Annotated in this window: 12 protein-coding genes and 2 pseudogenes; 6 read left to right on the plus strand and 8 right to left on the minus strand. The window is 68.8% G+C overall.

Translation table 11 applies throughout. From position 1 onward, the window contains the following. The 4 genes and pseudogenes from A5659_RS10550 to A5659_RS10565 all read left to right on the plus strand — a co-directional run. A pseudogene (locus tag A5659_RS10550) lies at positions 1-326 on the plus strand (TetR/AcrR family transcriptional regulator); the annotation flags it as partial. Beyond that, positions 316-1,269: an ABC transporter ATP-binding protein gene (locus A5659_RS10555; protein ID WP_067180905.1), complete on the plus strand. Its 954-nt coding sequence runs from the start codon at positions 316-318 to the stop codon at positions 1,267-1,269. The pseudogene A5659_RS10550 and the gene A5659_RS10555, both read left to right, overlap by 11 nt. Next, positions 1,266-2,903, plus strand: a complete 1,638-nt coding sequence (locus tag A5659_RS10560; protein ID WP_156749119.1) for an ABC transporter permease — start codon at positions 1,266-1,268, stop codon at positions 2,901-2,903. The genes A5659_RS10555 and A5659_RS10560 overlap by 4 nt, the downstream gene beginning before the upstream one ends. A gap of 7 nt (positions 2,904-2,910) precedes the next feature. Next, positions 2,911-3,585 (plus strand): isoprenylcysteine carboxylmethyltransferase family protein, encoded by a 675-nt coding sequence (locus A5659_RS10565; protein WP_066871259.1) that lies wholly within the window; start codon positions 2,911-2,913, stop codon positions 3,583-3,585. Between the two features lie 325 nt (positions 3,586-3,910). Here the strand turns inward: A5659_RS10565 and glgC are convergent, their stop codons facing one another. Continuing rightward, complete coding sequence (glgC, locus tag A5659_RS10570; protein ID WP_066871256.1) at positions 3,911-5,125, minus strand: glucose-1-phosphate adenylyltransferase; 1,215 nt, start codon at positions 5,123-5,125, stop codon at positions 3,911-3,913. Positions 5,126-5,295: 170 nt separating this feature from the next. On the opposite strand from glgC, the gene glgA reads away from it, so the two are divergent. After that, positions 5,296-6,459 carry a glycogen synthase gene (gene glgA / locus A5659_RS10575; RefSeq protein ID WP_066871254.1) on the plus strand — a complete coding sequence of 388 codons (1,164 nt, stop codon included), beginning with the start codon at positions 5,296-5,298 and terminating at the stop codon, positions 6,457-6,459. Positions 6,460-6,488: 29 nt separating this feature from the next. On the opposite strand, the gene A5659_RS10580 is transcribed toward glgA, so the two are convergent. The 7 genes from A5659_RS10580 to A5659_RS10610 all read right to left on the minus strand — a co-directional run bounded on the left by A5659_RS10580 (position 6,489) and on the right by A5659_RS10610 (position 12,319). Further along, positions 6,489-6,662 (minus strand): DUF3117 domain-containing protein, encoded by a 174-nt coding sequence (locus A5659_RS10580; RefSeq protein ID WP_003878471.1) that lies wholly within the window; start codon positions 6,660-6,662, stop codon positions 6,489-6,491. Positions 6,663-6,828: 166 nt separating this feature from the next. Continuing rightward, a complete protein-coding gene (locus tag A5659_RS10585) occupies positions 6,829-7,410 on the minus strand; it encodes a DNA-3-methyladenine glycosylase I (RefSeq protein ID WP_066871250.1) in 582 nt (193 codons plus the stop codon). Then, entirely contained in the window at positions 7,407-7,757 is a 351-nt protein-coding gene (locus A5659_RS10590) for a DivIVA domain-containing protein (RefSeq protein WP_067180912.1), read from the minus strand. Before A5659_RS10590 ends, A5659_RS10585 begins: the two co-directional genes overlap by 4 nt. A gap of 58 nt (positions 7,758-7,815) precedes the next feature. Continuing rightward, on the minus strand, positions 7,816-8,841 hold the full coding sequence (locus A5659_RS10595; RefSeq protein ID WP_067180915.1) for a glucosyl-3-phosphoglycerate synthase: 1,026 nt from the start codon (positions 8,839-8,841) through the stop codon (positions 7,816-7,818). Beyond that, positions 8,838-9,662, minus strand: a complete 825-nt coding sequence (gene folP / locus A5659_RS10600; RefSeq protein ID WP_066871241.1) for a dihydropteroate synthase — start codon at positions 9,660-9,662, stop codon at positions 8,838-8,840. Before folP ends, A5659_RS10595 begins: the two co-directional genes overlap by 4 nt. A gap of 240 nt (positions 9,663-9,902) precedes the next feature. Next, positions 9,903-11,681: a long-chain-acyl-CoA synthetase FadD6 gene (fadD6, locus tag A5659_RS10605; RefSeq protein ID WP_067180921.1), complete on the minus strand. Its 1,779-nt coding sequence runs from the start codon at positions 11,679-11,681 to the stop codon at positions 9,903-9,905. Positions 11,682-11,755: 74 nt separating this feature from the next. Next, on the minus strand, positions 11,756-12,319 hold the full coding sequence (locus A5659_RS10610) for a TIGR00730 family Rossman fold protein (RefSeq protein ID WP_066871236.1): 564 nt from the start codon (positions 12,317-12,319) through the stop codon (positions 11,756-11,758). Positions 12,320-12,407: 88 nt separating this feature from the next. Here A5659_RS10610 and A5659_RS10615 point away from each other — a divergent pair. Continuing rightward, positions 12,408-12,733, plus strand: a pseudogene (locus A5659_RS10615) (hypothetical protein); the annotation flags it as partial.

Genomic DNA, 12,733 nt, shown 5'->3' on the forward strand with positions numbered 1-12,733 from the left:
GTGGCGACCTGGCGAACATGTTGTGGCGCAGGATGATTGACAACGCCGAGGAATACATGGCAGAAGGCGTGCGCGCCGGGACGATCAAACCCAGCCGAGACCCCAAGGGGCGGGCCAGGTATTTGGCCATCACCGGCGGCGGCGGCTTCCTCCTCTACATCCAAATGCATGAAACACCAACAGATTTGCGGGCAGTGCTGCGCGACTACTCGCGCGACATGATTCTGCCCGCGCTTGAGGTCTACACCGAGGGCCTGCTGACCGACCGGACCATGTACGACGCATTCCTGGCCGCCGAAGATCAAGGAGGATCTGATGCCGACTGAAAACGCCGACGGATTCGCACCGATCGAGATCCGGGGTCTGACAAAGAATTTCGGTGCGGTTCGAGCGCTGGACGGCCTGGACCTCACGGTGCGGGAGGGAGAGGTCCACGGGTTCCTCGGGCCCAACGGCGCCGGGAAGTCCACGACCATCCGCGTCCTGTTGGGCCTGGTGAAAGCCGACGGCGGCAGTGTGCGGCTGCTCGGCGGCGACCCGTGGACACAGGCCGTCGCCCTGCATCGCCACATCGCTTACGTGCCAGGCGATGTGACGTTGTGGCCGTCGCTGACCGGCGGTGAGATTATCGACCTGCTGGCCCGGATGCGGGGTGGCATCGACAAGAAGCGCCGCGCCGAGTTGATCGAGCGCTTCGACCTGGACCCGCACAAGAAGGCGCGCACCTACTCCAAGGGCAATCGCCAGAAGGTCTCGCTGATTTCGGCCTTCTCGTCCCATGCCAGGCTGCTGCTCCTCGACGAGCCGAGCAGCGGCCTGGACCCGTTGATGGAGAACGTGTTTCAGCAATGCGTGGCCCAGGCCCGCGACCGGGGCACGACGGTGTTGTTGTCCAGCCACATCCTGGCCGAAACGGAAGCGTTGTGCGAACGGGTGACGATCATCCGGGCCGGCAAGACCGTCGAAAGCGGTTCGCTGAGCTCGATGCGGCACCTGAGCCGCACCTCGATCAAGGCCGAGATGACCGGCGACCCGGGCGATCTCAGGCGGATCAAAGGCGTCGAGGACATCAGCGTCGAGGGCAATACGCTGCGCGCCCAGGTCGACAGCGAAAGCCTCGGTGAGCTCATCCGCGTGCTCGGCGACGCCGGGGTGCGCAGTCTTGTCAGCCAGCCGCCGACCCTCGAGGAGCTTTTCCTGCGCCATTACGACACGTCGGGCGGCGACGGTCGGCACGGACGCGATGCGGCAAAGGTTTCGCCGTCATGAGCACGTCAACGCTGGACCGGCCGTTGGCATCACCCGCGCCACGTGGTGGTTCACACTTCTCCGGAACGCTCTCGATGCTGCGCCTCTACCTGCGCCGCGACCGGATCTCGATGCCGCTGTGGGTGTTGCTGCTGTCGGTGCCCCTGGCCACCGTGTACGTCGGCAGCATCGAGAAGGTCTACCCCACCGCGTCGGATCGCGCCGGGTTCGCGGCCGCCATCATGGCCAGCCCGGCCCAGCGCGCCCTGTATGGCCAGGTCTACAACGCCAGCCTTGGCGCCGTGGGCATTTGGAAGGCCGGGATGTTCCACGTGCTGATCGCGGTGGCGGTCATCCTCACGGTGATCCGGCACACGCGCGCCGACGAGGAGAACGGGCGGACCGAGCTGGTGGACTCGACCGCGATCGGCCGCTACGCCGCCCTGAGCGCGGCGCTGCTGCTGTCGTTCGGAGCGTCGGTTGCCACCGGGGCGATCGGTGCGGCCGGGCTGTTGAGCACCGATGTCCCGGCCGCCGGGTCGCTGGCCTTCGGGGCGGCGCTGGCCTGCTCCGGCCTGGTGTTCACCGCCGTCGCGGCGGTGGCCGCGCAGCTTTCGCCGAGCGCCCGGTTCGCCCGCGGCGCCGCGTTCGCCGTGCTGGGTACCGCGTTCACCCTGCGTGCCGTGGGCGACGCCGGTGACGGCACGCTGTCGTGGCTGTCCCCGCTGGGGTGGTCGCTGCTGGTCAAGCCGTATGCCGGTGATCGGTGGTGGGTGCTGCTGCTGCACCTGGTGACGACGGCCGCGCTGACCCTGCTGGCGTATCGGCTGCTGGCCGGCCGTGACGTCGGCGCCGGGCTCATCGCGGAGCGCCCGGGTCCCGCCGAGGCCGGACCGACGCTGGGCGATGCGTTCGGGCTCACGTGGCGGCTGGACCGCGCCGCGCTGCTGTTATGGACCGTGGGCCTGTGTCTGTACGGCCTGCTGATCGGCAGCGTGGTGCACGGCATCGGCGACGAGCTGGGCGACAGTGGCGAAGCGCGCGACATCGTGGCACGAATGGGCGGCACCAGCGCGCTCGAGGAGGCGTTCATCGCCGTCGCGTTCGCCATGATGGGCATGGTGGCCGCCGCGTTCGCCGTTTCGCTGACGTTGCGGTTACACCAGGAAGAGTCGAGTCAGCGAGCCGAAACGGTGCTTGCCGGTGCCGTCTCGCGAACCCGTTGGCTGGCAATCCATTTGGTGACGGCGCTCGCCGGATCCGCGGTGGCGATGCTGGCCAGCGGGCTCACCGCGGGCGTCGTCTACGGCGTCGCGGCGGGCGATGTCGCCGGCAAGCTGCCGATGGTCGTTGCCAGCGCCGCCGTCCAACTGCCCGCGGTGTGGCTGTTGTCGGCCGTGACGGCCTTCCTGTTCGGCGTCGCGCCGCGACTGACACCGGCGGCCTGGGGTGTGCTGGTCGGCTTCGTCGCCCTGTATCTGATCGGGTCGCTGGCCGGGTTCTCGCAATGGTTGCTCGACGCCGAACCGTTCGCACACATCCCGCGGATCGGCTCAGATTTCACCGTCGTACCCCTGTTATGGCTACTCGCCATCGACGTAGGGTTGATGATTCTGGGTGCCACGGCTTTCCGGCGCCGCGATCTACGCTGCTAGGAGCGCGATGAAGACCGGAATCCGGGTAACGGCGACCTCCCTCTGGGGCATCCTCTCGTGGATCCTGATCCTGCTGCTGCCGGCGGGCACGCTGCACTATTGGCAGGCCTGGCTTTTCATCGCGGTGTTCACGGTGGCCACCATCGTCCCCACCGTTTACCTGGGCCGGACCAATCCGGCGGCCCTGCAGCGCCGCATGCGCGCGGGCCCGCGGGCCGAGCCCCGCAAGGCGCAGAAGTTCATCATCACCGGCTCGTTCGCGGGCCTGTTCGCGACCATGGTGTTCAGCGCGCTCGATCATCGGTTCGGCTGGTCGTCGGTGCCGCCCTGGCTGTCGGTGCTCGGCGACGTGCTGGTGGCGACGGGGCTCGGCATCGCCATGCTGGTGATCGTCCAGAACAGTTATGCCGCCGCCACGGTCACTGTGGAAACGGGCCAGACGGTGGTCTCCCACGGCCTCTACAGATTCGTGCGGCACCCGATGTACGTCGGAAATGTGATCATGATGATCGGGATCCCCTTAGCGCTCGGCTCCTACTGGGGACTGCTCTTCGTCATCCCCGGCACCCTGGTGCTCACGCTGCGCATCTTCGACGAAGAAAAGTTGCTGAACCGCGAACTGCCCGGCTACCCCGAATACGCCGAGCGGGTCCGGTACCGGCTGGTGCCCCACCTCTGGTAGCTCCCCGGGCCGGCCGTTTAGGGTAGTAAGCCGAACGGCCGCCGGCCCGCACCCGTTGGCGCGCAATGTATCCGGGCGGCGCCGGCACGCTGACGCCCCGGAGCCGTCATCAGATCCCGGCCGCGTGGGCTTCGAAACGCGTTGCGGCACGGCATCTTTCATCTGGACCCTTTTCCAGGACACCGAGCTGACCGGCCCGATGGTGACCCGGCTGGGGTCGAACTCAGCGGCTGTGCCGACGCCAACCTTTTCGTGGGATTGGCAAAGTGGCGATGCGGCGTTCGTCGGATTCGAAAGGTCCTATGGCTATCCCGGAGATACCGGGCTAGATCCAGACGCCCTTGCCCACCGCGACCACACCGCCGGCGCTGATCGCGAAGCGCTCCCGGTCCTTTTCCAGGTCGACGCCCACCATCTCGCCCGGCCCGACGACGACGTTCTTGTCCAGGATCGCGTGGCGCACCACCGCGCCGCGGCCGACCCGGGCGCCGGGCATGATCACGCTGCCCTCCACGATCGCGCCGTCGTCGACCACCACATTGGACGACAGCACCGAGTTGCGCACCGAGGCCGCCGAGATGATGCTGCCCGCACCCACCACCGACTCCTGCGCCGAACCGCCGTTGACGAACTTGGCCGGCGCCAGGTTCTCCGACTCGCCCCGGATCGGCCAGCGCTTGTTGTACAGGTTGAACACCGGGTGCACCGACACCAGGTCCATGTGCGCATCGTAGAAGGCGTCCAGCGTTCCGACGTCACGCCAGTAGGCCCGGTCTCGATCGGTGGCCCCGGGCACCTCGTTGTCGTTGAAGTCGTAGACGGCGGCCATCCCGTCGGCGACCAGACGCGGGATGATGTCGCCGCCCATGTCGTGATCGGAGTGGTCGTCGTCGGCGTCGGCGCGGATCGCGTCGATGAGCACCTTGGTGGTGAAGATGTAGTTGCCCATCGACACGAACGTCTGCTCGGGGTCGTCCGGGGTTCCCGGCGGATCCAACGGCTTCTCCACGAAGTTACGAATGCGGCCCGACTCGTCGGAGTCGATGCAGCCGAACGCGGTGGCTTCGCCGCGCGGCACCCGGATGCCGGCGACCGTCGCGCCGGCGCCGCTGTCGATGTGGAACCGGACCATCTGCTCGGGGTCCATCCGGTACACGTGGTCGGCGCCGAAAACGACTATGTAGTCGGGGTCTTCGTCATAGATCAGATTGAGTGACTGGTAAATCGCGTCGGCCGAGCCGGTGTACCAGCGGGGGCCGAGGCGCTGCTGGGCGGGCACCGGCGTGATGTACTCACCGGCCAGGCCGGACAGCCGCCAGTTCTGCGAGATGTGACGGTCCAGTGAATGCGACTTGTACTGGGTGAGAACGCAGATGCGCAGATACCGGGCGTTGACGAGATTGGACAGGACGAAGTCGATCAGCCGATAGGCGCCCCCGAAGGGAACGGCGGGCTTGGCGCGGTCCGCGGTCAGCGGATACAGCCGCTTGCCCTCACCGCCGGCCAGGACGATGCCCAGCACGTGTGGCGCTTCCCTCATGGTGTCAAACCTATCGGCCGTGGCCAAGGGCTGCCAGGGGGCACGGTCGATTGGCGAAGTTCTGTGCGGCTGTCCGTCAAGGTATTTGGCCGCGCACACGCCGAAGACCGCCCGGACGTTGTGGCCAACCCGACTCGCGGCCGCCCTCGCTCGCGAACTACCGTGCGGGTATGCGGGTGGCGATGATGACGCGGGAGTACCCACCGGAGGTCTACGGGGGCGCGGGGGTACACGTCACCGAACTCGTCGCCCAGCTGCGCCGGCTGTGCCCGGTCGACGTGCACTGCATGGGCACGCCTCGCCCGGGCGCGTACGTGCACCAGCCCGACCCCCGGCTGCAGGGCGCCAACGCGGCGATGTCGATCCTGTCGTCCGATTTGATGATGGCCAACGCGGCATCGGAAGCCAGCGTGGTGCATTCGCACACCTGGTACACCGGCATGGCCGGGCATCTGGCCGCGCTGCTGTACGGGGTCCCGCACGTCCTGACCGCGCATTCGCTCGAGCCGCTGCGCCCGTGGAAGGCCGAGCAACTCGGTGGCGGCTACCGGATCTCGAGCTGGGTCGAGCAGACCGCGGTGCTGGCCGCCGATGCCGTCATCGCGGTCAGCACCGCGATGCGCGAGGACGTGCTGCGCGTCTATCCCGCACTGGATCCCAGCGCCGTGCACGTCATCCGCAACGGCGTCGACACCGACGTCTGGTATCCGGCCGGGCCGGTGCAAACCGGATCGATGCTCGCCGAACTGGGCGTCGACCCGGCCCGGCCCATCGTGGTGTTCGTGGGCCGGATCACCCGGCAGAAGGGACTGGCGCACCTGGTGGCGGCCGCCCACCGGTTCAGCCCGGAGGCGCAGGTGGTGTTGTGCGCCGGCGCCCCCGATACCCCGGAGATCGCCGAGGAGATTCGTGACGCCGTGGCCGGCCTGGCCCGCAGCCGCACCGGGGTGTTCTGGATCCGCGAGATGCTACCCATCGGTGAGCTACGCGAAATCTTGTCGGCGGCATCGGTTTTCGTGTGCCCGTCGGTGTACGAGCCGTTGGGGATCGTGAATCTGGAGGCGATGGCCTGCTCGACCGCGGTGGTGGCCTCCGACGTCGGCGGAATCCCGGAGGTGGTCGCCGACGGGATCACCGGGACGCTGGTGCATTACGACCCCGACGACGCTCGGGGCTATCAGGCCGGACTGGCCGCAGCGGTCAACGAGCTGATCGCCGACCGCGAAAAAGCGCAGCGCTATGGCAAGGCAGGACGCCAGCGCTGCGTCGAGGAGTTCTCCTGGGCCCACGTCGCCGAGCAGACCCTGGAGATCTATCGGAAGGTGTGTGCGTAGCGCCGCCGACATCCGTTCGGCGGCAAGCTCTAGCTGGAGCTCGTGACGCCCTTGAGCTCGTCACCGAGGGCAGCGGCTTCGTCCGGCGTCAGTTCGACGACCAGTCGACCGCCTCCCTCAAGTGGTACCCGCATCACGATGCCGCGCCCCTCCTTTGTTGCTTCCAGAGGACCGTCTCCGGTCCGGGGCTTCATCGCCGCCATCGAGTACTCCCTCCAGATTCGAGCTGGCCCGCCCGTGCGGACCTGGTCGGCGCCGAGCAAGCCCCGCCAGCGAACTTCAAGCCATGCCCGGCATCGAACTGCCTTATCACCCCCCCATTGTTCCCTATCCAGGTCACCACTTGTACAAAGACCCGCATCTGTGTGCTCAGCGGGCTGTTGCGGGCACCCAGCAACCGCGGATATGGTCGTCGACCATCCCGGTCGCCTGCATCAGCGCATAGGCGGTGGTCGGGCCGACGAAACGGAACCCGCGCCGCTTGAGTTCCCGCGCCATGGCCTTCGATTCGTCAGTGGCCGAGGGGATTTCGGACGGGTCGGCCGGCCGGTTTCGCGGCGACGGCGCGAAGGACCACAGCAGGTCCGCCAGGTCCGCCGCGGTGCCCAGTTCGGCGGCGGCACGCGCGTTGGCGATGGTCGCCTCAATCTTGGCGCGGTTGCGCACGATTCCCTGATCCGCCAGCAGCCGCTGCACGTCGGCGTCGGTGTATGCGGCGACCTTGGAGATGTCGAACCGGTCGAACGCGCGCCGGAAATTCTCCCGTTTCCGCAGAATGATCAGCCAGGACAGGCCGCTTTGAAACGCCTCCAGGCTCATCCGCTCGAACAACGCGATCCCGTCGCGCACCGGTTGGCCCCATTCGCGATCGTGGTAGTCGCGGTAGAGCTCGAAATCGGGTCCCGGCCGCACGGTCGCCCAACTGCAGCGAACCAGCTCGTCTTCACTCACACTGAGTCCTGACGATCCTCGCCGTCGTCGGGTTCCCCGGATTGGTTTTCGGCGTCTTGCCCGGCGGGCGGCGCGGCGGCCAGCTGGCCGCGCAGCGCCTCGAGCTCCCGCGCGAGCCGGTCCAGCACCCAGTCCACTTCACTGGTCTTGTAGCCGCGCAGCACCTGGGTGAACTTGACCGCGTCGACGTCGGAGCCGGTCACCCCGAACGCGGGCAGCACGGTGGCCGTCGTCCCGCGCGGCAGGGGCGGCAGCTGCTCGCCGCGACCGAACAACAGGCTGGCCGCGCCGAACAGGACGATCGCCACCAGCACCAGAACCACCAGGTACAGCAACACCAACGCCACGGGATCGATACTGCCCTATGCCACCGACACGGCGGCGGTCAGCGTGACCCCGCGGGGCCTACCGGGGCCTGATCGCCTGCATCGGGGGCCGGTCCGCCAGCGACACCGGCGAGGTGCGCTGGGTGTAGCCCTGAAAGTCGGAGCCCTCGGGGCCGTCGGCGACGAACTGGGTCAGCCCGACGCCGGAGTCCGGGATACCGCAGCGCGAGAGCAGGGTGGCGATGATCTGGCGGCTCATCACGCCCAACTCGGCCAGGGGCCGGTTGCGATGCGCCCGCACCCCCAGATTGACCTGGGCGATCGCCTCCAGACCCAGCCGGTCGAAGGTGTCCACCAGCAGGCCGATCTCCACGCCGTAGCCAGGCGCGAACGGCACCGACGTCAGCAGTTCCCGGGTGGCCGCGTACTCCCCGCCGAGCGGCTGCAGGATGGACCCCAACTCGGGCCGCAGCGCCGAGAGCAACGGCCGGGCCACCAGCTCGGTGACCCGCCCACCGCCGGTGGCGCTGACGTCGCCGCCGACGTCGCCCACGTCGCTGAGCTCGCTGCCCCGCAGCGGCCGGCGGTAGAAGCTCTTGACCAGGTGAACGCCGTCGCCGGTGAGCAGCGGGCCGACCAGCCACGGCACGAACATCGGGTGCGGGTTGATCAGGTCGGAGTCGACGAACACCACGATGTCGCCGCTGGTGGCCGCCAGCGAGCGCCACAGCGCCTCGCCCTTTCCGGGGCGTATCGGCACCTCGGGCAGGGCCTGCTCGCGGCTGACGACGCGCGCGCCGGCGGCGACGGCCCGGATCTCGGTGTCGTCGGTGGAGCCGGAGTCCAGCACGATCAGCTCGTCGACCAGCCCTCCAGAATCCCGGAGCAGCGGCGAGATGCTCTCGATCACCGACGCGATGGTCTCTTCCTCGTCGAGGGCCGGCAGCACCACCGAGATGGTCCGCCCGGCCTTCGCGGCCTCCAGTTCGGCGATGGTCCAGCTCGGGCGGTTGCGCCTGTCGTTGGCCAACCACACATCGCCGGGCCGGGCGGCGAGCACCCTGTCGTTGGCCAGATCGCCGGCGAACAGGTCCGATGCCGTCATGCCAGCCCCCTCACCGTGCGCGTCGGGGGGCGCGTGCCCTGGATCGAGGCCACCATTTCCAGCACCCGGCGGGTGGCCGCGACCTCGTGGACGCGAAACATCCGCGCACCGGCCGCGGCCGCGAGCGCGGTGGCGGCCAACGTCCCCTCGAGCCGCTCAGTCAATTCCACACCCAGAGTCTCCCCGACGAAGTCCTTGTTGCTCAAAGCCATCAGCACGGGCCACCCGGTATTAACGAGATCGCCCACGTGACGCAACAGCAGCAGCCCGTGAAACGTGTTCTTGCCGAAGTCGTGGGTCGGGTCGATCAGCACCCGGTCGCGGGCCACGCCGCACGCCACCGCCCGCTCGGCGGCGGCGGTGACCTGGGCGATGACGTCGTCGACCACGCCGCGGGTGGTGGTCCCGTAGTTCACCCGGAACGGGCGGGTGCGCGGCAGCGCGTTGCCGGTGTGCGAACACACCAGGCCGGCACCGAACTCCGCGGCCACCTCCGGCAGCGCGGGGTCGATGCCGCCCCAGGTGTCGTTGATCAGGTCCGCACCGGCCGCACAGGCCACCTTGGCCACCTCGGCGCGCCAGGTGTCGGCGCTGATCAGCTGGTCCGGATAGGCGTCGCGTAGCCACTCGATGAACGGCACCAGCCGGGCGATCTCGGTGTCGGCGTCGACCTCTTGACCGGGGCCGGCCTTGACGCCGCCGACGTCGATGACATCGGCTCCCTCGGCGACGGCCCGGTGCACCGCCGCCCTGGCGGCCTCGTCGCTGAACGTCGCCCCCCGGTCATAGAACGAGTCCGGGGTGCGGTTGACGATCGCCATGATCAGCGCGCGATCGCCGGCGACCGGGCGGCCGCACAGAGTCGATCGGCCGGCTGGCGCCGACGGTGTCGATCGGCCGGCTGGCGCCGGCGGTGTCGATCGGCCGGCTGGCGCCGGCGGTGTCGATCGGCCGGCTGGCGCCGACGGTGTCGATCGGCCGGCTGACGCCGGCGGTGTCGGTTGCACACGTACATGGTGCCCGGTCGCCGCCGTGCGTGCGGCCCGGGGACCGCCGACGGCTTACGGGCGCTTGCCCTCGGCCACCTCGTCCGGGTACCCGTCGTAGAACGGCACGTAGCCCTCGTCGCGCCCGGCCAGCACATAGAGCGGGTCCTTGACGTCGGGCCCGTAGGCCTGCTCGCGCAGCTCCACCTTGCGGCTCTTGAACGTCGTGGTCTGCTCGATCGACTCCACCACCCGCACGAACAGCGGCAGCGCATAAACCGGCAGCTGCTCGTAGACGGCACGGGCCAGCGACTTCCCGTCGAACTCGGCGCCGCCGCGCAGCTTGACCGCGGCCATCCCGGCGCGACCGCCGGTGCGCGGCACCTCGACGCCGAACACCGTGCAGTCCTCGACGGAGTCGTCGGACGCCAGCGCCGCCTCGACCTGCGTGGTGGCCACGTTCTCGCCCTTCCAGCGGAAGGTGTCGCCGAGCCGGTCGACGAACGCGGCGTGCCCCAGACCCTGCGGGCTCATCACGTCGCCCGTGTTGAACCAGCAATCACCCTCGCGAAAAGCGTTGCGCACCAACTTCTTTTCGCTCGACTCGGGGTCGGTGTAGCCGTCGAAGGGCTGCAGCCGGTTGACCGGACTGAGCAACAAACCGGGCTCTCCGGCCGGCACGCGACGCACCCGCCCGTTCTCGTCACGCAGCGGGGCGCCGGTGTCGGGGTCGTACTCGACGTAGGCCAACGGCATGGGGAAGATGCCGGTGGAGCGGGGCACGTTGAAGACGTTGATGAACGCGGCGTTGCCCTCGCTGGAGGCGTAGAACTCGCACACCCTGGCGATGCCGAACCGCTTGGTGAACTCATCCCAGATCTCGGGGCGCAGGCCGTTTCCGGCGATCACTCGCACCTTGTGCGCGCGGTCGGTGGGCTTAGCCGGCTGGTTGAGCAGGTACCGGCACACCTCGCCGATGTAGATGAACGCCGTGGCCTCGTTGGCGATCACTTCGTCCCAGAACTTCGACGCCGAGAACGACTTGCCCAGCGCCAGCGTCGCCCCCGAGTTGATGACCGACGACAGCGCCACCGTCAGCGCGTTGTTGTGGTACAGCGGCAGGCAGCAGTAGAGGGTGTCGGAGCTCTTCAGCCGCAACCCGATACCGCCGAACGCGGCGAGCGCCTTGAGCCACCGCAGGTGTGTCATGACACTGGCCTTGGGGAAACCCGTTGTGCCCGAGGTGAAGATGTAGAAGGCGGTGTCCCTGGCATGCACCGCCGACGCCGAGGCCGGGTTGGTGGCCGGGGCGCTCACCGCGAACCGCTCCAGGTCCTCGACGGTCAACGTCTCGGTGCTGCCCGCGCCGCCGCACTCGGCGACCGCGCTGACCAGGTCGGCCTCGGCGATGAGCACCTTGGCGTCCAGTAGGCCGAGGCTGTGCGCCAGCACCTCGCCGCGCTGGTGGTAGTTGAGCATCCCGGCAACCGCGCCGCATTTGACCGCGGCCAGCATGGCCAGCACGGTGTTGGGCGAGTTGCGCAGCATGATGGCGACGACGTCGCCTTGGCCGACACCCCGCGCGGCCAGCACGGCGGCATACCGGTTGGCGGCGGCGTTGGCGTCGCGGTAGGTCAGTTGCTGATCGCCCATGCGCAGGAAGATCCGGTCGCCGTAGCGGGCGGCCCGGTCGGCGAACACCGTGCCGATCGATTTCTTGGAGCCCGGCTGGGCCAGCAGCCCGGTCATCGCGCCGCGCACGATCACCGGCAGGTCGGCCAGCACGGCCGGCGCCCGCATTGCGACGTCGGTCAGTTTGACCGCCGTGCGCGCTCCCCCGTCACGTTCGGACACGTGATCCCCTCGATTCGTTTTCCAAAGTCAAGCTCGGCGGACAGCCTAGTAGGGGTGGCAAACCGGGGGCGGCCTCAGCCGGGCGCGCACGCTTCCAGCGCCGCACTCACCTTGTCGACCAGCGTCAGTCGGTCCATCGCCGCCTGGGACACGTAACCGCTGTCCAGCAACGCGCACAGCCAGGTCCACAGCCCCTCGTAGTGGCCGAAGGGATCCAGCAGCACGATGGGTTTGTCGTGCAGGCCGAGGAAGGCCGTCGTCCACGCGTCGAGCAACTCGTCGAGGGTGCCGATGCCGCCCGGCAGGACGACGAACGCGTCGGCACGGTCTTCCATGGCCTGCTTGCGCTCGTGCATGGTGTCGCTGACGATCAGCTGGTCGGCTTCGTCGTCGGCGATCTCGCGGCGCATCAGGATTTTAGGGATGACGCCGACGGTGCGGCCGCCGCGGGCGCGCGCCGCGGTCGCGACCGCACCCATCGCCGACACCCGGCCGCCGCCCCACACCAGCGTCCAGCCGCGCTCGGCGATCGCCTCGCCGAGTTCCGTAGCGACGCCGAGCAATTCGGGGTGTTGCGGGCCGGACGCGCAGTACACACACACCGACCACTCGCCTGATGAATCGCGTTCGCCGGGCATATCCGCTAAAGGTAGACCAACGGCCCGACACCCGTCATATCTGGGCCTTTCGCCCTGCCGCGCGGGTCGCACGCCATAAAATTCGGCGGTGCCGATTCGATGGAACGTCCCCCAACATGCGACGGCCTCGGAGCGGCTCGATGCGGCCTTGGCCGGCGGTGCCCGCGGAGCGGTGGTGGTGGGGCCCGACGGCGTCGGCAAATCCACCCTCGCCCGGGTGGCCGCCGAGCGTTTTGCCGAGCGCAATCCCAGCACGCTCATCCGCTGGGTCACCGGCACCCCCACCGAACGCGCGGTCCCGTTCGGGGCGTTCAGCCACCTGGTGGAGATCACCGACCTCGGCAAAACGCTCGGCGGCCACCCGGGCGAGGGTGGATTTGCCGACGCCGTCGGGCCCCACCACCACCGCTCCGC

It is taken from the genome of Mycobacterium sp. 1165196.3 (genome assembly GCF_001673415.1).
GTDB classification, from domain to species: Bacteria; Actinomycetota; Actinomycetes; order Mycobacteriales; family Mycobacteriaceae; genus Mycobacterium; species Mycobacterium europaeum_A.